The sequence below is a fragment of the Psychrobacter aquimaris genome (genome assembly GCF_016107525.1).
Classification (GTDB): domain Bacteria; phylum Pseudomonadota; class Gammaproteobacteria; order Pseudomonadales; family Moraxellaceae; genus Psychrobacter; species Psychrobacter aquimaris.
The window spans coordinates 34,409-55,288 of record NZ_JABASR010000003.1 but is presented as its reverse complement, the minus strand read 5'-3'; the positions used below and the strand labels follow the sequence as shown (position 1 = coordinate 55,288).

The following is a 20,880-nucleotide window of genomic DNA, read 5'->3' as shown; positions in this document are numbered from 1 at the left end:
TTATGCCTGATTTTTCGAGCGCCACTTATCAATTAACGTCTGACCCGGTAGCAGCAGCGGCGTTTCATGCATCTAGTGAGCACACACAGCCACTGAGGATTGCTATCAATGGTTTTGGACGTATAGGGCGCAATGTATTACGGGCATTGCTAGAGCGCTTTGAGGTATTAGGCCGTGCGATCCATGTGGTGGCAATTAATGATTTAGCCCCTGCTGATATTCTGTTGCATTTATTAAAATTCGATAGTACACATGGCCGCCTAAGTCGCCTTGGGGTCAGTGCTGATATTGTGGCGAGTAGCAATGATGATGCTAGCGGTGACGTTAACAGCGCTACGCAGCTTTGTCTGACAAAAAACAATTATACCTACTGTATCAACTTATTCTCAGAACCTAACCCTGCGCAGTTGCCTTGGCAGGCGATGGGTGTCGATGTGGTGCTAGAGTGTACCGGACATTTCCGCTCTTACGAGCAAGCACAACTGCACATTGAGGCAGGCGCGCAGCAAGTGATTATCGGTGCGGCACCATTCGATGATGTCGATGCTTGTATCGTTATGGGCGTTAATACCGATGAGCTAACGCGTGAGCTGCCGATTATATCGAGCGTTTCTTGTACCACGCAGGCATTGGTTCCCTTGATTGCGACGCTTGATACAGCCTTTGGGGTAAAGTCGGCGATGATGACGGAGATTCATGCTGTCACCGCTGATCAGACCGTGCTCGATCAAGCACACCGTGACCCGAGGCGCGCGCGAGCTTCTGGCTACAACATTATTCCGACGACGTCCAGTAGCATCGCTGCGACAGAGCGTGTACTGCCAGCGATGATCGGCAAAATCAATGGTCATTCAATCAGAGTGCCCACCATTGATGTTGCCGCCATTGACGTGACTTTTATGTTTGATATGCCAGATGTCAGTGTCGAGGCGATTCGCGAGGTGCTTAAAGTCGCTAGCATGGGTTGTTTGCTCGATATCATGGCTTATACGGATGAACCACTGGTCTCAAGCGATTTTATTCATCAGACAGAGTCGCTGATCATTGATGGTCAGCAGCTCATGCAAGTGGGTAGCCAGTACAAGGTTTTTGCATGGTATGACAACGAATGGGGTTATGCCAATAGACTACTAGATATGTGTCTACATCTGGCATCTTATAAAAAGCCTAGCATCAAAATAATTTAAATTTGTGCAATTAATTGCTTGCATTCTCATGTTATATCGCTATAATAACGCACAAATGGAGACGTGGCAGAGTGGTTGAATGCACCGGTCTTGAAAACCGACAAGGGTTTGTAGCCCTTCGAGAGTTCGAATCTCTCCGTCTCCTCCAAATTCGAAAGCCGCAATCATTAATAATGATTGCGGCTTTTTTTGTTGCATTTTTATTTTATATCGTTATAATGATGCACAAATGGAGACGTGGCAGAGTGGTTGAATGCACCGGTCTTGAAAACCGACAAGGGTTTGTAGCCCTTCGAGAGTTCGAATCTCTCCGTCTCCTCCAAATTCGAAAAAATCCCCAATCATCACTGATTGGGGATTTTTTTATGCTGGATATTTATCCTATAGTCTTATAAATGCTCACAAGCGCTTTTTTATTTCATTAGCGACTCATCAAACTCAATTTCCTGCCCATTCTCCAATATTAATGTACCTTTACTGATCATGATGTTCATGTCTTTGGTGTTTTTAATGGCACGCATAACGTTGATGTCTTCAATACTGCTCTCGATGATGATCTTACCAGACTGCTCGGGCCTAATAGGCGGATCAAACTGTGTTAGTGGTACGTTAAAGCTTTTGCCCTGCGCCAAGTTAGCGTCTTGCATGGTCAGTGTGCCCTGAAAGCTTTGAATGGCGACCTTGCCATGGTTGGATAGCATAAACTGTAGTTTTACTTGATTTAAGCTGTCACTGTCGCTGGTTTTGACTGGTAGGAGGGCGACAGGGTAGTTCTGTGCATTGGCACTATAAGCTGGCTGACTGCTGACAATGGGGCTTTTTTTACCCGTCGGATTGTTTGGATGTAGTCGTTCGTATTCACGCTGTTGCACAAGGGCTTGCTTGATAGTGGTACGCGGCATTGCACCTGACTCATAGGCGTCGCTCAGTTTCATTCGCAACATGTAGCGGCTGAGCAACTGTTGCTCAGACTCAGGCAATTGCTCAAAAGTGGTGCCGAGTTTTTTCTGCCACTGGTCCGAGTTAGTCGGTATGGTTTTTTTGCTTGGATCAGCTGTCGGCTGTGAGCAACCAGAAACGATTGGTAGCATCGCTAAGGCAATCGTCAATAACAAAGCTTTATGTAAGCGTTGATGTAAACCCGCCATCGTACACCTCCTTGGAAATCTTTATGGATAATAAAGAATGACAAATAATGACCGTTTTCTTAATATACCTCGTTTAATGATGGGTTGTGTTTAATTATCGCTAAATGCTGTATCGCAAGCAAAATCGACCTATTTTAGTTATATGACAGCAGAAAGGGGTAGAAGGTATATTTTTTACAATAAGGTTTGAGAAGTAATCGTAACCGATGTGTTTATTATGCCCACAAAAAAAGACTGAGTGCGATTAGGCAGACTCAGTCTTTTTTTATTAAAATCAGTAACACTTAACGACTATTTAATTAACGACTAACTAATAGTATAGTCGTTTTGAATTGCTGTTTTTACTCAGCACATGGCTTTTAACGCAGATAGTTAGTCATGAGCTTGGTCATTTTCTTGAAGCTCAGATAGTGAGTGAGTAATATTGTTATTATGGGTCACGACAATAGCCTCATCAATAATATGCTGACTAACACCGCGTTTGCGCAGACTTTCGATGAACACCTCATCATGGGCTAGGGTATAGTCCTGATGATCGCGGTCAAGTCCTTGGCGGATATATAAACGAATAAGCCCTTGGATGCGTTTAAACCCCAATTCCTTTGAAGTGGCTTCTAATAACGAAATCATCTCTTCAGACAAACGAATACTGATCGGGCGCATGATTTTTTGCGGATGATCAGAAAACTTATTTTTTACACGTACAGGTATCATAATAAACCATTATTTTTAGTGAGTAGGAGTAAAGCACTCAGACAAAAATTAACCCAATCAAAACTATCCTTACCATACAACAAAAACGCCTAAAAGAACACCGTAGCCATGCCAATCGTACTAGGGCATGTCCTCAATTCAATCGATTAACCTCTAAATAGGCAAAAAATGACTAAATTTTGCCAAACATCGTCAAATAGCTTATCAATATCTCGATATTATTTGTGCTAGTTTCCTTGTTTGACGGTAATTTATCTCATTTTTATCACCATTTTTAAAATGAGGACACGCCCTAATATTGTGGTTATCTTTTTAATTGAAAACGGCAGCCATAAAAAAACCTTCATCAAATAATGATGAAGGTTTTTAGTATATGGCTCTCCAACCTGGGCTCGAACCAGGGACACACGGATTAACAGTCCGTTGCTCTACCAACTGAGCTATTGGAGAATAAGTTGGTATAACGACAAGTTAGGTAAGCGCTATCGCTTGTCTTGTTTGCGTTATGTGGGGCACATTTTAGCCAAGTTGTTATAGGCTGTCAACCTTATTATGCCATTATTTATAAATATTATTGTCATCTGTCAAAAATAACCATTAATCCCTTATAAAACGGAGTGTTGTGGCAAATTTGACCTCTAATATTTTCATTCATTGACTAGGCCATCTCCTCAATTCAATCTAATATCTTTTAAATGAGCTAAAAATGGTAAAACCCTTATTTATGCAGGGTAGATTATAAAATCTACCTGTAATTTGATTAGACAAGTCGCCTATCTTTTTGAATAGTAAAGCAATCTCTGTGTCCCTTGAAACAAAAAAGTCGTAAACAGCCCTTCACATTGCTAGAATATGTCTATAGAATACCGACCGTATGGTTTCTTTAATATGTATTTAAAAATATGTATTTAAACCATTTATGCCTACTAACTGATGCGTAATCGAGAAAATATGCTTGATTTGAAACAGGTAACCTAACTATGAGTCCTACCACTATTGCTTACGGTTATCTAGCCATCGCCATCATTTGCGAAGTGGTTGGCACGACTTTTTTAGTCAAGTCAGAGCAGTTCACGCGTTTGGTGCCGACCCTGATTATGGGTGTGCTTTATGCCATCTCGTTTTACTTGTTGACACAAACCATCAAAACCATACCGCTTGGTATTGCTTATGCACTGTGGGGCGGATTGGGGGTTGTATTGACATCGCTCGTTGGCTTGGTGTTTTTTAAGCAAAGTCTTGATGCAGCAGCTGTGGTTGGTATCGCTATGATTGTGGGCGGTGTCGTGGTGATGAACTTATTCTCTAATTCTGTGGTGCACTGATATGGAAATGGAAAACGCTTACAAACGTAAAAAACAACCAGAAGTTGTCCGTCGTGCGCTGTTAGATCAGGCAGCGCGAATTACGTTAGAGCAGGGCTTATCAAAAGTGACCTTTCAAGCGGTCGCTGATGCGGTCGGGGTGACCAAAGGCGGGGTGATGCATCACTTCACTACTAAAAATGCACTCATTCTTGAAGTGTTTCATGATGCGATGGCGAGGTTTGAGGCAGAAGTCGATCAAGCCATGGTTAAAGACCCTGTGCGTTATGGCTCTTTTACCCGCGCCTATATCAATGCCACGATTAGCTTAGGCGAAAAAGGGCAGGAAGAATATGACAATCAAGCAACTTTATATGTATTGATGCTAGGCGATAATGAGTTACGTGAGTTGTGGGCTCAGTGGGCAAATGCACAATTAAAGAAACATCAAGCAACCGACAATACCGAAACATTATGTATGGTGCGTCTGGTGGCTGATGGTATTTGGCTCTCTGATTTTTCAGGCATTAATATTCCAGATAAAACATCTATACATAAGCGTTTGATAAAAATGACGCAACCTGAGAATGAATAAAATGCTGTTCTCAAATGATTGATCAAAGAAGCATTTTTTATCAAAAAATCATTGAAAGACAGGCTTGTAGCAATAGGCTATATAAATTTATTTTAAACATTTAACCCCTGACGACATTATTTGGCATCAGTTTGTTTATAAGGCTTTTGCCAGTCGTTAATAGGAGCACTGCATGACAGATTTAAAAACAGACCTAAGCAACTTAACAGACATCATGGATTTAGAGAAGGTTCAAACCGCTTATATTAATGGCTTTTATTTGGCTGTCGATGACTCATTAACCACCTTCGAAGATATCAATCCAGCCACGGGTGAAGTGCTGGCTACCGTTCAGCAAACGACCAGTGAACAGATTAACGAAGCCGTAAAAGCAGCACAAAAAGGGCAGAAAGTTTGGGCAGCGATGACAGCAGTTGAGCGCAGTCGTATTTTATTAAAGGCGGTTGCAATATTGCGCGAGCGCAATGATGTACTCGCGTTGCTTGAAACCAAAGATACGGGTAAAGCGCTCTCTGAGACCAAATATGTGGATATCGTCACTGGTGCCGATGTCGTTGAGTATTATGCCGGTCTTGCGCCGATGATTGAAGGTCGTCAAATTCCGCTGCGTGATAGCAGCTTTGTTTATACCCGTCGCGAGCCACTTGGCGTCGTCGCTGGCATTGGTGCGTGGAACTATCCTATTCAAATAGCTATGTGGAAGGCAGCTCCAGCCTTAGCCGCTGGTAATGCGATGATTTTCAAGCCATCAGAAGTCACGCCATTGACTGCCTTAAAATTAGCAGAAATCTTGACAGAAGCTGGACTACCAGATGGTGTCTTTAACGTCGTACAAGGGGACTATAAAGTAGGCGAAGCGTTGACCCAGCACCCTGATATTGCCAAAGTCTCGTTCACTGGTGGTGTACCGACTGGCAAAAAAGTCATGTCGAGCGCTGCAAGTTCATCTCTGAAGGATGTGACCTTAGAGCTTGGCGGCAAATCACCTTTGATCATATTTGATGATGCCGATATCGATACCGCTGCTGACATCGCTATGATGGCCAACTTTTACAGTACCGGTCAGGTATGTACTAATGGCACGCGGGTCTTTATCCCTAAAGCCTTACAAGCCAAGTTTGAAGAAGCTATTTTAACGCGTGTCTCGCGTATTAAGCTTGGCGATCCGATGGATGAGAGCGTAAATATGGGCCCATTGGTCAGTTTTCCGCATATGGACAGAGTGCTGGGCTATATCGAGCAAGGCAAAGAAGGTGGTGCTCGCTTATTAACTGGCGGTGAACGAGTCATGACAGGCGAGCTTGCCAATGGCGCATTTGTCGCACCAACTGTATTTACTGATTGTAGCGATGATATGGCTATCGTGCGTGAGGAAATCTTTGGCCCAGTAATGTCGATATTGACTTATGAGAGCGAAGAAGAAGTGATTCGCCGTGCCAATGATACCGATTATGGTTTGGCAGCTGGGGTCGTGACTGCTGATTTGACTAGAGCGCATCGCGTGATTGCACAGATTGAAGCCGGTATCTGCTGGTTAAATACGTGGGGTGAATCAGCGGCGCAAATGCCAGTTGGTGGTTATAAGCACTCAGGTATTGGCCGCGAAAACGGCATTGAAGCCCTTGAGCATTATACGCAGACCAAATCTATCCAAGTAGAGCTAGGTAAGTTCGAATCGGTATTTTAACCAGTTGTATGGTAAAAATTTTTAAAACAGTAAGGTTGGCATATTAGGAATAATTTGTCCTTTTGGCACTACCTTACTGATATGAAATGATGGATTTTTTAATATTATGGAGCGTTTTATGACATCAACCACACCTGAATATGACTACATCATCGTCGGCGCAGGCTCAGCAGGCAATGTGCTGGCCACCCGTTTGACCGAGGATGCCAACATTAAGGTGTTGCTGTTAGAAGCGGGTCGTCCAGACCATCGCTTAGACTTTCGCACGCAGATGCCAGCAGCGCTCGCCATGCCATTGCAAGGCACCACTTATAACTGGGGCTATAAAACCGATCCTGAGCCGTATATGAATAACCGCGTCATGGATTGTGGTCGTGGTAAAGGGTTAGGTGGCTCGTCTTTGATTAATGGGATGTGCTATATCCGTGGTAATGCGCTAGATTTTGATGATTGGTCTGAGATCAAAGGCTTAGAGGATTGGACGTATTTGGACTGCCTGCCTTATTTTAAAAAGCTAGAGAATCGCGACGCTGGCGAAAACGATTATCATGGCGTCGGTGGTCCCGTTGAGATGACCACTTCCAAGCCAGGAGTCAATCCGCTGTTCCAAGCGATGATCGAAGCGGGTGTGCAAGCAGGCTATCCGCGCACTGAAGACCTAAACGGCTATCAGCAAGAAGGCTTTGGTCCGATGGATCGTTTTGTCACGCCTAATGGTCGCCGCGCCTCGACTGCTCGTGGTTATCTCGACCGTGCCAAACCGCGTAGCAATATCACGATTTTGACGGGTGCATTGACTGATGTGATTTTGTTCGATGGCAAACGTGCTGTCGGTGTGAAAGTAGAACATCAAGGTCAAACCAAAAACTTCCATGCGTCTCGTGAAGTGATTGTTTCATCGGGTGCGATAGCCTCGCCGCAACTGTTGCAGCGTTCAGGTATTGGCCCTGGTAAATGGCTCAAAGATTTGGGCGTCAATGAGATTTTAGATTTACCGGGTGTTGGTAATAATCTACAAGACCATTTAGAGCTGTATATGCAGTATGAATGCAAGCTGCCAGTGTCGATTGCCCCTGCCAACAAATGGTGGAATAAGCCTGCAATCGGTGCTGAATGGCTGTTCAATGGCACAGGGCTTGGTGCGTCAAATCAGTTTGAAGGGGGCGGTTTTATCCGTACCGATGAGAAGTTTACTCACCCCAATATCCAGTATCACTTCTTACCATTAGCGGTGCGCTACGATGGTCGCAGTGCGGTGAAATCGCATAGTTTCCAAGCGCATGTAGGTTCATTGCGCTCGCCAAGTCGTGGTCGCGTCAAGCTGACCTCGAAAGACCCAAGTGCGCATCCGAGCATCTTGTTTAACTATATGTCTCATGATCAAGACTGGCAGGAGTTCCGCGCTGCCATGCGTATCACTCGTGAGATTATGCATCAGCCAGCGCTCGACCCTTATCGTGGTCGCGCCATTGCACCAACCGATGATTTGGTGACCGATGCACAGCTAGACGAATATGTTCGTAATCATAGCGAGACGGCTTATCATCCGTCTTGTACCTGTGCGATGGGCGAAGGCAATGATTCGGTCGTCAATGGAGAGGGGCTAGTACATGGTATCGATGGCTTGCGCGTCGTTGATGCGTCAATTATGCCAAATATCATCAGTGGCAACCTGAACGCAACCACCATTATGCTGGCAGAAAAAATCGTCGATAAGATGCGCGGCATACAGCTGCCACGCTCGACGGTAGACTACTTTACTGCAAATGGCGCACCGCTTAGAGCTGAGCCAATGCGTGCTTACCGCTCTACTGTCTAACTTTCAATAGCTAAGTCGCCATACAAGATGTGGGACAAAAAACGATATAAGACAATTTCAATAAGAAGACCTTTCGCAGTAAAGGTCTTTTTTATCAGTGCTCACATTTATAAAGATGAAAACCGTTGTGGTTAAATCTGCTTATCATTTGCTTTGCTATTTTTTAATAGTTTACATCGCAATTTTTATTTATTGGTACTGCTTTGTGCGTCATGCAGTTATTTGTATGTCATGCGATTATAAGTCATAAGATTATGACGGACAAAGCAATATCAGATCCTGTTTAATTTACCTATTGAGGTCTTTTATGTACAGCTCGCCATCAAAAGATGCGACGAAACCCCTGACTCTAAACAAGACAGTTTTTTTAGGTTCAGCTATTATTTCTATTTTATTAATCATCTGGACGATTGCGTTTCCAGATTATAGTGAGACATTATTAAGCGCTAGCATGGCATGGGTATCAGAGAGTTTTGGCTGGTATTACATGCTGGTGGTTGCCGCTTATAGTATATTTGCATTATTTGTTGGTTTTTCTAAATACGGCGACATCAAGCTTGGGCAAGACCACGAAAAAGCACAGTTCCCGTTTTTAGCATGGGCCGCGATGTTGTTCTCTGCGGGTATTGGTATTGATTTACTATTTTTTGGTGCCTCTGAGCCGTTAATGCATTATTTAACGCCGCATACGGGACTGGAGCCTGCCAGCGCAGAAGCTATGCGTCAAGCTCTGTCGCAGACTTTTTTACATTGGGGTCTACATGGTTGGGGTATTTATGCACTAATTGGTATGGCATTGGCGTACTTTGCTTATCGTAAAAACATGCCATTAGCCTTACGTTCACCGTTGACGCCTATCTTTGGCGAGCGTTTAATCAAAGGTTGGCTTGGCGATAGTATTGATACCTTTGGCGTCGTTTGTACCTTGATGGGTATTGCGACCAGCTTAGGCATCGGGGTATTGCAGGCCAATGCTGGCTTGACCCATGTTTTTGGTATTGAATCTAGCAAAACAGTGCAGACGCTTATCATTGTGGGTGTAGTTGCAGCTGCTGCTATTTCTGCGATGACAGGTGTGGAAAAGGGCGTACGCCGCTTATCTGAATTTAATATGCTATCGTCGATATTACTATTAATCGCCATATTGGTGATGGGTAATACGGTGTATTTGCTAAATACTTTTACCCAAAATATTGGTCAATACTTTCAAACCATTCTCTTTAAAACTTTTGATGTGTATGCCTATGATGGTAAGGCTGGCGCCGACTGGAAATCAGGTTGGACAATATTTTTCTGGGCATGGTGGGTCGCTTGGGCACCGTTCGTTGGTCTATTCATCGCGCGTATTAGCCGTGGTCGTACCTTGCGTGAGTTTGTCTTTGGCGTGATGTTTATTCCGCTTGGTTTCATTTTTGCATGGTTCTCTATCTTTGGTAATTCGGCGATCGACTTGGTTGCTAATGGGGCAACTGAACTTGGTGAAATCGCTGTCAATGATGCTGCCATGGGTATGTTTGCCTTGTTCGAGTATTTTCCTTACAGTGATGTTTTATCGTTCGCTGGTGTGGTTATTGGTTTGGTCTTCTTTGTGACCTCAGCTGACTCAGGCGCTTTAGTATTAGCAAACTTGAGCTCAAGAGGCATGACCAATGATACTGATGCACCTGTTTGGCTGCGTTTGTTTTGGGCAGCGGCAACGGGTTTTATTACTTTAGGATTATTATTTGCAGGTGGTTTTGCCTCATTACAGTCAGTATCTGTGATTGCTGGCTTACCGTTTTCGCTTATTTTGGTGCTTTATATGATGGCTATGTGGAAGTCGTTAAAAGAGGAAGGTAATAAGCGCAAAGCCAGTACGATTGGTACGGCTAATGTGCTTGATAGCGGTAAGAGCTGGAAAGCACGCTTGCAACGTATCGTCAGTTTCCCTAGACATGCACAAGTTGAACGGTTTTTACAAAGTGTAGTAAGACCTGCCATGACGGAAGTTGAAAAAGAGTTTGCCGCAGGCGGTCTAAAAACCTCTTTGGATATCCGTAACCCTGAACATATCGGACAAGATATAGATGAAGGCATGGATGAGAGTAGCGGTCAAATAGATGGTCTAAAATTACGGGTTGGACACGGTGATGAAGATGACTTTATTTATGAAGTTAATTTGATCAAAGCGGAGCGTCCTAACTTTACATTGAGCACATCAACTAAACACGCCGAATACTATTATCGTGCTGAAGTGTTCTTAAGCGAAGGCTCGCAAGAGTATGACTTGGTTGGCTACTCCAAAGAGCAAGTGTTGGTCGATATTTTAAATCAGTACGAGCGCCATTTGCAGTATCTCCATTTAGAGCGTTAATTCACTCATTAATATACTCTAAATAGTTCAGTAAAAATATCGTGAGAAACAACCCCATAAGTTGAATACAGCTTATGGGGTTTATTTATGCTAATCGTCAGTCCAATATAAAGCGGATATGGTGTCAGGTTCCTCAGTCTACTCTCTGTAGTACTTTTGCGCGCCTTCTTTGGTTCCAAAACATCTTGAACTGGTTATGGGTAAATAGGAGATATAGGGTAAAATATATAAAGACAAGTTTTAACAGATCAGCAAAGGATAAATTTGTGACCACATTAAAGTACATCGCTCATTATTCTGAGCAAATTCAAACCCAAGCGGCACAGCTGATTAGTGATGGCAGATTAGGAGAATATCTAGAAAACAAGTATCCCAATCAGCACCAAATAAAAAGTGATAAGGCTCTTTATCAATACATCAATGAGATAAAAAACCAATCTATGCGTAAAATTGGCCAGTTATCCAATGTCAGTTATAGTAGCAAGTTAACTGTCCTTAAGCATGCGCTGGGCATTCATACCACCCAGTCGCGTGTACAGGGTAGTAAGCTAAAATCCCATAACAGCATCACCGTGGCCAGCTTATTTCAGGAAGCACCGCCTGAGTTTTTGCACATGATTGTTGTGCATGAATTGGCGCATTTTAAAGAGCATGAGCATAACAAAGCTTTTTATCAGTTATGCTGCCATATGGAGCCAGAGTATCATCAGTTTGAGTTAGATACGCGCCTATGGCTGCACTGGCGAGAGTTGTGATTTGGCTCATTCAGTCAGTCCTTTAGAAAACAGACACGCTGTCAGTCCCGTTTAGTCTACTCTGTGTCGTACGCTCACTCGACTTCCTTGTATTCAAATTAGTTTGAAACGACTATCGCTATGCTTGAACCATCCTTTTTACTAGACACCTTAATTAAAAAATCAATACGAATAGACAAGCGTGATAAGCTTGTCCAAATTAAATGTTTACTGCTCATTAAATGAATAACATTACCTAACCAACAATAGAGAACACAATGATTAATACCAAAATTTATAAAGCAATTTATACCTTAGCTGAAGAGTTATTAGAGGCTGACCGTATAGGCAATCAAGCAGCGTTTGATGGGTTTTATGCCGAATTAGAAGCCATTTGTAACGATAATGAAAATACCGATAAAGACCATCCAGAACAGTGGGAAACATTGGCTGACTTTACCGAAGATTTAGACGAAGCTTTAATTATTTATGACAAAGCATTAGCAAAAGCAACGGCGATTAATTCGAAAGATCACATGTCATCGATCGCCTTTTCTATGGCGGTCTTGCAGATTGAAATGGGTGAAAAAGATGCGGCTATCCTCAATCTACAGAATGCCAAAGTCACGGCTAATAAGATTGAGGATAAAGAGTTTAAGGTTGAGATAGACGAGCTGCTTACCAAGTTGTTGGCTGAATAATCTCAATGCTGAATAGCTTCAACTAAGCAGGAATGATTTGTTATGCAAGACCTACCTATTGCAATTATCGGTGGTGGTTTGAGTGGCTTATATGCGGCGTTTTTATTAGAGCAACGAGGTATCGATTATATATTGCTTGAGGCGCGTGATAGATTGGGCGGGCGCATCGCTGTTGCTCCATCATTAATAAAAAAAGCCTCAATAGATAAGGCATCAACAGAGATGTCTGATAAAAGCTCAAGTTCTGATAATGAGCAGTTGGGTGATGGCTTCGATTTAGGGCCATCGTGGTTTTGGCCTGATTATCAGCTGCAGTTAAGTCGCCTTATTGAAACGTTGCATCTACTGCGTTTTGCGCAGTTCGAAGACGGTGACATGATGGTTGAACGTGCCGCCAATGAGTTACCTATCCGTACTCAAGGCTATCAAAGCTCGCCACCGTCTATGCGTCTTGTAGGCGGTATGACCTCATTGATTGATGCTTTATATAATCGCCTAGATGCCAATCGTATCGTGACGGGTCAAGTTGTTCGGCGTTTAACCAAGACTGATCGAGGTATCAAAATTGAGAGCAGCTCTGTACATATGACAGCTGGTCAAATAAACACTTATCACACACAGCATGTGTTACTTGCGCTACCGCCTCGTTTGGCGGCGAGTACTTTAGTGTTTGAGCCAGCTTTACCGCAGGATTTGGCAAAAGAATGGCAAGAAACCGCGACATGGATGGCGCCACATGCCAAATATGTCGCGGTTTATGATTCGCCGTTTTGGCGGAATCAAGGGTTATCAGGATCAGCACGAAGTGCAGTAGGGCCACTTACAGAGATTCACGATGCGTCCTTGGCAGCGGGAGAAGGTGCCTTGTTTGGTTTCTTTGGAGTGCCTGCTCATATCCGAAAAAGCGTCTCAGAAATGGAGCTAAAAGCCCATTGCCGTGCGCAACTGGTACGTTTATTTGGCGCACAAGCAGAGATGCCAACGGCTGAATATCTGAAAGATTGGGCGCAAGATTCATTGACCGCGACGCTTGCTGATGCCAGTGGCGCAGGTCAACATGCCGTAGCACCTACCGCTAAGCCAAACACAGGTGTATGGCAAGACTGCCTAACGGGTAGCGCAAGTGAATGGTCAGAAGCGTTCTCTGGTTATGTTGCTGGTGCTATCGACGCGGCACATAAGGCGGTACAAGGTTTAGATTTAGGTTTGTCTGATGCGCTATCGTCATCAGCGTCGCCACCCAATAGGATAGTGGATGAGTGAGTCTTTAAAGCAGCAAGCCTCTCGCAAGAAGAGTACATGGCTCATCCCTTTTGCTTGCTTGTTAGGCGGAGGAGGCCTGATTGGTCTTTCTACCAATTTGGCAAAATATGCTGGTGAGATAGGTATGACACCATTGGTATTTCTCTTTTGGTCCATCACGGGCGCTGCTGCGATTTTATTGTTCGTTGCATTCATACGGCACGAATTACCTCCCTTAAATGCGCGTAGCTTTGAGTACTATTTTGTGGCTGCCCTTATTAGTGTTGCAGGCTCTAATTTGCTACTGTTTTCGGCTATTCCACATGTGGGTGCAGGTTTTGTCGCGCTCATTATCTCGCTTCCACCATTGCTAACTTATCTTGGCGCACTGGCACTGCGGATGGAGCGATTTAATATCGTCCGCGCTTTAGGGGTGGCCGCTGCGCTTCTTGGCGCAGGCGTATTGGCAGCGCGTAAGTTTTCAGCGCCAGACGCCAGTACTTTTTGGATTTTGATGGCGCTTTGTGGGCCAGTGCTACTGGCTATCGGTAATATATATCGTACTTTACGCTGGCCTGATAAGGCGTCTCCTAGTGCACTCGCTCCAGGCATGCTAATCGCGGCGTCGCTGTTGCTGCTGGCATTTAGTGTATTGCCTAATTTTTCAGTCAATATGCGGCTAGACTGGTTGTCGCTAGGTTTGATTGCTATACAAGCAGGCGTATTTGCGGGTCAGTTTTTGCTATTGTTTCTCTTGCAAAAAACGGGTGGCCCCGTGTTATTGAGTTTATTAGGCTCGGTAGGTGCCGTCGTTGGTGTGCCGGTTGCTATTTTTTTACAAGGGGAAGCGCCACCCGCAGGGCTGTTTTTGGGTGCTTCATTGATTGCGCTGGGCGTTGGTTTGGTGACATGGGGCGGGGTAAAAATGGCGAACACATCGACAGAAAATATGTAAAGATGACCATCAGGATAGCGCACTCATAAATGCCGCCAACCTATAGACTAATGAACATACTAGGGTGTATGTTGGCAGTACAACTCTATAAAAACGCGACAAGGTAGAAATGTCATCATGCAACTCGCACATTGACTATTTTGTGTCTAATCCAGCCTTATAAAACCTAGTTAAGGCTTGAGTATTAATGGCCCCGCCAATTTATACTTTCTCTACAACCATTTTAGCAATCAGCATAGCTATATATAAATGTTCAACACGGTCTCATAATTGGTTACGATTATCTAAAATCAGTTTTTGTGAATAACACAAAAAAGGAGTATAAATATCGTGGTTATTCCTATCATGGGTTAGGGCTATGCATGCAGCCAAGCGTTATCGATTGTTAAATAATTTCACGATTGTTATTAGTATTATCGGAGTAGCCGTTGCTTTATTAGACAGTGGTTTCACGTTGCCGATGTGGCTACAACATGTTTTTCATATTTTTTATTTGGCGATTATTTTTTTAGGCTTTGTTGTAACATCGGGGCGTTATATCTATAGCAAAAAGCCGCTGACTTTAAATAAAGTCGCGGTTTTTGACTTGCTGACCAGTATTGCGATTGTTATCTTATTGGTAGCACATTTCACGGATTTGATCCGCTTTGGGATGTCAGTTGCTGTTGATGGCTTCGTTGCCATAAAAATCGCTGTCTTTGTGACCTTTATTCGTGAAATCTCTGACCACGATTTTAATCTTAATCGTACCTTTCTAAACCCTGCGCAGTTTTTTATTTTGAGCTTTTTGGCAGTGGTGCTGATTGGTGCCTTGCTGTTGATGATGCCCAATGCGACGACGCAGCCATTATCCTTTGTTGATGCGCTCTTTACCGCGACCAGTGCTGTCTGTGTAACTGGTCTTATCGTGGTAGATACGGCGACGTATTTCACAACGTTTGGGCAAGTCATTATCATGGGGCTGATACAGATCGGCGGCTTAGGGATTTTGACGTTTGTGACGTATTTTAGTTATTTCTTCAAGGGCGGTGTCAGTTACGAGACGCAGGCGAGCATCAGTGAGATGTCTTATATGCGCGGCATGGGCAATGTGGTATCGACCCTCAAATCTATTTTATATGTGACGTTTGCCGTAGAGGCAGTGGCTGCCGCTCTCATTTATATTAGCATTTATGACTTGCCAGACATGGATTGGTCTGAGCAGTTGTTTTTCTCTGTTTTTCATGCGATTTCTGCGTTCTGTAATGCAGGGTTTTCTACATTCAGTGCTGGCATGTATGATGATTCCCTGCGTTTTAATTATCCCCTACAACTGATCATTGCCACTACTTTTATCTTTGGTGGTATGGGCTTTGTCATTGTGGTCAATGTGCTGCGGTATTTGCGCGATCTTGCCGAGCGGCTAATATATCGCCATGATCAGCGTTATATTTATCGACCGTGGTTGCTCAATATTAATAGTCGCATTACCTTGATTACGACGGGCGCTTTATTGCTGGTAGGTCTCATCGGTGTGATGATATTTGAATACAACAACGTACTTGCAGACCATACCAGTTTTTTTGGCAAGCTTGTCACAGGGCTGTTCACTGCTGCCACGCCGCGAACCGCGGGATTCAATGTGATTGATATGGGTGAGCTGACCTTTCCAACAGTCATGCTGACGATATTTTTGATGTGGATTGGTGCCTCTCCAAACTCGACGGGCGGCGGTATCAAAACCAGTACTTTTGCGATTGCACTATTAAACACCTTGAGTTTGGCACGTGGTCAGACCAATGTTGAGGTCTTCAAGCGCCAGATTGCTGATATCTCGATTCGCCGCGCATTTTCTATTATGTGGTTGTCTTTATTGGTCATCGCTATGGGTGTGACGCTCATCAGCTATGATCAACCAGAGCTTGACTTAATCAAAGTGGTTTTTGAATGTTTTTCAGCTTACAGCACGGTGGGATTAAGTCTGAATTTGACGGCAGATTTATCAGATTTTAGCAAAATAGTGGTGTCTGTCATTATGTTTGTTGGGCGTGTCAGCATGTTGACCATCTTTATTGCCCTACTTAAAAATAGACGCCAGCGCAATTATCGCTACCCAACTGAAGAAATCACAATCAATTAAATTGCCGCAAACAAGTTGTTTTATCATTAAAAAATACTGAAAAAGGGTCATCAAGGTTATGAAATATATCATCGTAGGGTTAGGGAACTTTGGCTCATCGCTAGGTATGGCATTGACCCGTCAGGGGCATGAAGTGATTGCCATTGATAGCCGCATACAAAAGGTTGAGGCGTATAAGGAAGTTATCTCTCATACCATCTGTATGGATGCCACAGATGAATCTACCGTCAGTGGTTTACCGATTATCGACACCGATATCGTGATTGTCGCAATCGGTGAAGATCAAGGCGCAAACGTCATGGCGACCGCTTTATTTAAAACTCTCAAAGCAAAACGTTTGATCAGTCGCAGTATCAATCCATTGCACGAAAAAGTGTTGCAAGCTATCGGTGTGGACGATATTATTCACCCTGAAAAAGAGGCGGCCAATCGCTGGGCCAAACGGCTGTCACTACGTTACTTCGTAGACTCGTTTGAGCTGAGTGATCACTTCAGTATGGTAGAGATTAGCATTCCCAAGGCGTTGATTGGTCACTCCGTTGAGGACTTGCAGTTGGAGCAAAAGTTCAATATTCGATTGCTTAGTACCCTGCGCTATGAGTATTATGAGGACAGCTTTGGTCGTACGCAAAGTAAGCCTACTATTAAAGGCTTGGCCGCGCCTGAGCAAGTATTGCAAGATAAAGACGTATTGGTCATCTACGGTGCTAATAAGCATATCAACGAGTTTCTGCGTAGTGTCGGTGTAAAAATTAAATAAATATTTGCAGCAGCCGTGACATGAAAAGGCAAAGGAGAAACTTATGAATAAGCGCACTATATCCGTCTTGTTGCTTGCGACGATAACGCTGTTGTCAGGTTGTGATCAGTCAACGCAAGACCCGAATGTGTTGTACTCAGAAAAACATCAAGACCCCATTCAGGAGCTTGAGATGACGACAGCCGTTGATCGTAGCCAGTTTGCCTATAAACAAACCTTTTATGTGCCCATTTACTCTGACATCTATACCGATAGAGACAATCGCAAAGTGCTACTGTCAGCAACGCTGAGTGTGCGTAATACCACGCTCAAAAAATCACTTTATATCAATAAAATTGACTACTACGGCACTGATGGAACCTTTATAAAGTCTTATTTAAATAAATCGATTGAGCTTCCAGCAATGGCTACGCTCAATTATATCGTTGAAAAAGAAGAGGATAAAGGCGGATCGGGTGCCAACTTCATCATCGAAGTTGAAGGCGTCGATGAGACGGTCAAGCCCGTCATTGAGGCGGTGATGATTGGTAATTTTAGCAATAAAGGTTTTGCATTCAGTACAGAAGGCACGCCAGTGGTGCATTGATCAAGGATAAAAAAATCCAAGGAAGGGATATGTCTGCAACCAAAGAAGAAATCAGTGCCTTTATGGCGTTAGAGTTTCCGCAAACCAAATGCGTCGTTGAGGCAGTCGGTGATAATGGTGCGACCTTATCACACGAAATTGGCATAGATGAGCTACGTCCCGGTGGCACAGTGTCGGGACCTGTCATGATGGCCGTTGCCGATGTCGCCATCTATGTTGCGATACTCGGAAAAATCGGTATCGTACCATTAACGGTGACGACGAGTCTGACCATCAATTTTTTGCGTAAACCGTCAGCGGATGCACGTATCATCGCTGAATGCACCTTACTAAAAGTAGGGCGAGCCTTGATAGTGGGCGAGGTCTCTCTGTATTCAGAAGGCTCAGATGATGCCGTGGCTCATGTAGTGGGCACCTATTCTGTACCGCCTAAGCGTATCTAAAAGGCTATGTAAGCGTTTGGATACCTTATAAAAAAGCAACTGGCTTACCAGTTTACTCTTATCGTAAAAACGAACCTGCTTTATAAAATAGCGAGTGTCATCTATTCACTCGGGTCTGAACCGGGTGGAAAATCATGGCGTAGCTGTGCAACATTAGTAGTGGTAACCGTATCTGTGAAATTATTTAGGTCACTATGCACGTATTGTGTGACGGCTGCTATTTGCTCGTCGTTCATCATGCTATGGAACGATGGCATCCCGCGCAGACCATTGATTAACACACTGATAATATAGTATTTCGACTGCATCTTGCTATTATTAGCCAGCGGTGGATAGTAGCCAGCACCTTGTGCGCCTTCACCTTTTTGCATATGACAACCAGCACAGGAGTCGTCATAGAGTTTCTTACCATTAGTGGTAAAAAACCCCTTTTTGCCTTGCGTGCTGCCTTCAAACTTGGCGAGCCATTTCTGCATGCTAGCATCATTGCTCATTCTCGGTATTGAGCGCACATCGACAATATTGGTAGTGGGTTCAGCCAATTCTGCTTTGGACATATATACGCCGCCCCATGCACCTTGATTGCGACTGGCCTGATTGTCGAATACCATTGGTGCTGTCTGCTGGCTGGCGATAGTGGCTGCGTTTTTTGCCTTATACTGACTACAGCCTGATAATAATATTGTTCCACCAACTATGACCGTCATTATTGCTTTGCTTGAGCTGCGCGTGCCAAAGGGTTTGATCGGGTTTATTGTCACCATATTCATGATTATTCCTAATGTGCCTAGTCTCATTGTTATCATCCTTGCTTCAACGCCAGACTGATTATCCAAAAGCTTATTATCTAGAGGTTTATTACCACAGCCTTGTTATTCAAAGTTTGGCTATTGAAAGACGTACTACCCAAGCTTTTTAGCCTTTTGATGCAGGCGTTTAGCAGCATCCATACCAGATAGTATGGCCCCTTCTTGCCACGCAGGAATATGTGAGCAATGCTCACCTGCTAGTACGATACGGTGGTCAATCTCGCAGAGTGTGTCGTAATACTGCTCACGACTGGACTCGCTCCAGATACCATAACAGCCAAGCGACCAAGGAATACGATGCCATGCGACAGATGTACCTGAGCGGAACTCCTTGGTATATTGCGGATGAATCTGTTTGCCATAGGCGAGAGCCGCATTGATACGTTCTTTGGGTGTCAATGAGTTAAACTTATACGAGGCTTCCCCGAAGCCATACGCACCAAGTAACACACCAGAGCCTGTACTAAACATATCTTGTGACGGATAGGAGATTTGAGTGATCGGCAGATCAGTATAGGTGATACCGCCATAAATCCATTCATCCTCTTCCCAAAACCGCCGTTTGAACTCCAAACCCACTTTATACGAGCTATCATAAGGGACGGCTGCCATCGCTTTTTTCATCGGAGCGGAGACGTTGACATCAATCTGAGTCAATATGGATAAGGGAATATTACAAATGCACCAATCCGCGCGCACGGTTTTGGTGGCACCGTCAGGGCTATTGCTATCGACATAGTCAACGGTGACGCCCGTCTCGTCTTGATTGATTTTGGTGACTTTGGCATTAAAGGTAATCATATCTCGGCACTCACGCGTGAACGCATCACCGATTTTTCCCATACCGCCGACAGGCTGAAACATCGTTGGTTGATGCACATGCACGGTATAGTTGCTATAAATGTCTGACCACATGCCTGAGTCCAATAGCTTGTCCATCGGTATAGGTGCTGACGGCTTGGCATCAGGCATCAATCCACCACCCGGATACACACTATAGCCCCGATGTTTACCCGTTTCATCGCTTTTGACATAGCGATAGTTATTATCAAGGACGCCCCAACCCTTTAGCCCTTCGAGTAGTTTTTCTTTGTCCTCTTTATCAACCGTACTATCGAGGCTGCCTTTATTCACGGCTTTGGATAATAACTCTGACACATAACCACGAATATCATTCTGCACTTCACCCAAGCGCTGCGGCGCGCCATTGAAGTGATTGGTACGATGTAGATAAGCGCGATCATTGGTTTGGATAAATGGCTGTAGTGCCACACCAAACTTTTTGCAGTAATGAAAGACTGCGTAGTGATGGATGGGTAATCGCCATGGACCGCCATTAAAGTAATTGCCTTTTTTGAAGTCGCAAGTGACCTCAGCACCGCCCAGCTCTGTATATTTATCACCACTGTTGAGTGTCCAACTACGTCCACCGCCCCGATTTTGGTACTCCAGCACGGTCACTTTGTAGCCCGCTTTGCGGAGCTCGTAGGCCGCAGTAAGCCCGCCCAATCCTGCACCCAAAATCACGATACTGGCACCAGCAGGGGCACCTTTTAGATTCATTTCTTCTTTAAAGCTCGACTCGGATGCAAACCCCAACGTGGTCATCGCTTGATACATCGCGGTCGCACCTGCTGTCTTGCCGATCATGGAGAGCAGTTGCCGCCGCGTGGGAGATTGGAGCAGGTCATTCATAGGATTATCCTTATCGTGCTGGTCTCTGC

18 protein-coding genes and 3 tRNA genes are annotated in these 20,880 nt (G+C 44.2%); 16 read left to right on the top strand and 5 right to left on the bottom strand.

The annotated features are described in order from the left end of the window. Positions 1-2 precede the first annotated feature (2 nt). The 3 genes from JFC10_RS03530 to JFC10_RS03520 all read left to right on the top strand — a co-directional run bounded on the left by JFC10_RS03530 (position 3) and on the right by JFC10_RS03520 (position 1,509). The gene (locus tag JFC10_RS03530; RefSeq protein ID WP_198331702.1) at positions 3-1,187 is read left to right on the top strand and encodes a type I glyceraldehyde-3-phosphate dehydrogenase; all 1,185 of its coding nucleotides are present in this window, start codon (positions 3-5) and stop codon (positions 1,185-1,187) included. Between the two features lie 57 nt (positions 1,188-1,244). After that, a tRNA-Ser gene (locus JFC10_RS03525) sits at positions 1,245-1,335 on the top strand. Positions 1,336-1,418: 83 nt separating this feature from the next. Then, a tRNA-Ser gene (locus JFC10_RS03520) sits at positions 1,419-1,509 on the top strand. A 91-nt stretch (positions 1,510-1,600) separates the two neighbouring features. On the opposite strand, the gene JFC10_RS03515 is transcribed toward JFC10_RS03520, so the two are convergent. The 3 genes from JFC10_RS03515 to JFC10_RS03505 all read right to left on the bottom strand — a co-directional run bounded on the left by JFC10_RS03515 (position 1,601) and on the right by JFC10_RS03505 (position 3,499). After that, positions 1,601-2,335, bottom strand: a complete 735-nt coding sequence (locus JFC10_RS03515) for a hypothetical protein (protein WP_198331701.1) — start codon at positions 2,333-2,335, stop codon at positions 1,601-1,603. 372 nt (positions 2,336-2,707) lie between these two features. Beyond that, the gene (locus JFC10_RS03510; RefSeq protein WP_109589375.1) at positions 2,708-3,049 is read right to left on the bottom strand and encodes a CopG family transcriptional regulator; all 342 of its coding nucleotides are present in this window, start codon (positions 3,047-3,049) and stop codon (positions 2,708-2,710) included. Positions 3,050-3,423: 374 nt separating this feature from the next. Continuing rightward, positions 3,424-3,499: transfer RNA gene (locus tag JFC10_RS03505), tRNA-Asn, on the bottom strand. A gap of 530 nt (positions 3,500-4,029) precedes the next feature. On the opposite strand from JFC10_RS03505, the gene JFC10_RS03500 reads away from it, so the two are divergent. The 13 genes from JFC10_RS03500 to JFC10_RS03440 all read left to right on the top strand — a co-directional run bounded on the left by JFC10_RS03500 (position 4,030) and on the right by JFC10_RS03440 (position 18,347). Next, a complete protein-coding gene (locus JFC10_RS03500) occupies positions 4,030-4,374 on the top strand; it encodes a DMT family transporter (RefSeq protein ID WP_198331700.1) in 345 nt (114 codons plus the stop codon). A gap of 1 nt (position 4,375) precedes the next feature. Next, positions 4,376-4,948, top strand: coding sequence for a TetR/AcrR family transcriptional regulator (locus tag JFC10_RS03495; protein ID WP_198331699.1), 573 nt, complete (start codon positions 4,376-4,378; stop codon positions 4,946-4,948). Between the two features lie 214 nt (positions 4,949-5,162). Further along, entirely contained in the window at positions 5,163-6,635 is a 1,473-nt protein-coding gene (gene betB, locus JFC10_RS03490) for a betaine-aldehyde dehydrogenase (RefSeq protein WP_198331859.1), read from the top strand. A gap of 118 nt (positions 6,636-6,753) precedes the next feature. Further along, positions 6,754-8,454, top strand: coding sequence for a choline dehydrogenase (gene betA / locus JFC10_RS03485; protein WP_198331698.1), 1,701 nt, complete (start codon positions 6,754-6,756; stop codon positions 8,452-8,454). Between the two features lie 307 nt (positions 8,455-8,761). Beyond that, the gene (betT, locus tag JFC10_RS03480) at positions 8,762-10,807 is read left to right on the top strand and encodes a choline BCCT transporter BetT (protein ID WP_198331697.1); all 2,046 of its coding nucleotides are present in this window, start codon (positions 8,762-8,764) and stop codon (positions 10,805-10,807) included. 266 nt (positions 10,808-11,073) lie between these two features. Further along, complete coding sequence (locus JFC10_RS03475) at positions 11,074-11,562, top strand: M48 metallopeptidase family protein (RefSeq protein WP_198331696.1); 489 nt, start codon at positions 11,074-11,076, stop codon at positions 11,560-11,562. A gap of 257 nt (positions 11,563-11,819) precedes the next feature. Beyond that, a complete protein-coding gene (locus tag JFC10_RS03470; protein WP_193012183.1) occupies positions 11,820-12,242 on the top strand; it encodes a tetratricopeptide repeat protein in 423 nt (140 codons plus the stop codon). A 42-nt stretch (positions 12,243-12,284) separates the two neighbouring features. After that, on the top strand, positions 12,285-13,505 hold the full coding sequence (locus tag JFC10_RS03465) for a flavin monoamine oxidase family protein (RefSeq protein WP_198331695.1): 1,221 nt from the start codon (positions 12,285-12,287) through the stop codon (positions 13,503-13,505). Further along, complete coding sequence (locus JFC10_RS03460; RefSeq protein ID WP_198331694.1) at positions 13,498-14,439, top strand: DMT family transporter; 942 nt, start codon at positions 13,498-13,500, stop codon at positions 14,437-14,439. Before JFC10_RS03465 ends, JFC10_RS03460 begins: the two co-directional genes overlap by 8 nt. Positions 14,440-14,797: 358 nt before the next feature. After that, positions 14,798-16,558, top strand: coding sequence for a TrkH family potassium uptake protein (locus tag JFC10_RS03455; RefSeq protein WP_198331693.1), 1,761 nt, complete (start codon positions 14,798-14,800; stop codon positions 16,556-16,558). 58 nt (positions 16,559-16,616) lie between these two features. Beyond that, the gene (locus tag JFC10_RS03450; protein ID WP_193012187.1) at positions 16,617-17,318 is read left to right on the top strand and encodes a potassium channel family protein; all 702 of its coding nucleotides are present in this window, start codon (positions 16,617-16,619) and stop codon (positions 17,316-17,318) included. Positions 17,319-17,361: 43 nt separating this feature from the next. Beyond that, on the top strand, positions 17,362-17,904 hold the full coding sequence (locus JFC10_RS03445) for a DUF3124 domain-containing protein (RefSeq protein ID WP_198331692.1): 543 nt from the start codon (positions 17,362-17,364) through the stop codon (positions 17,902-17,904). A gap of 29 nt (positions 17,905-17,933) precedes the next feature. Continuing rightward, complete coding sequence (locus JFC10_RS03440; protein WP_193012189.1) at positions 17,934-18,347, top strand: PaaI family thioesterase; 414 nt, start codon at positions 17,934-17,936, stop codon at positions 18,345-18,347. A gap of 101 nt (positions 18,348-18,448) precedes the next feature. On the opposite strand, the gene JFC10_RS03435 is transcribed toward JFC10_RS03440, so the two are convergent. Further along, positions 18,449-19,054: a c-type cytochrome gene (locus JFC10_RS03435; protein ID WP_406947327.1), complete on the bottom strand. Its 606-nt coding sequence runs from the start codon at positions 19,052-19,054 to the stop codon at positions 18,449-18,451. A gap of 195 nt (positions 19,055-19,249) precedes the next feature. Continuing rightward, positions 19,250-20,851, bottom strand: coding sequence for a flavin monoamine oxidase family protein (locus tag JFC10_RS03430; RefSeq protein WP_198331691.1), 1,602 nt, complete (start codon positions 20,849-20,851; stop codon positions 19,250-19,252). Between the last annotated feature and the right edge of the window lie 29 nt (positions 20,852-20,880).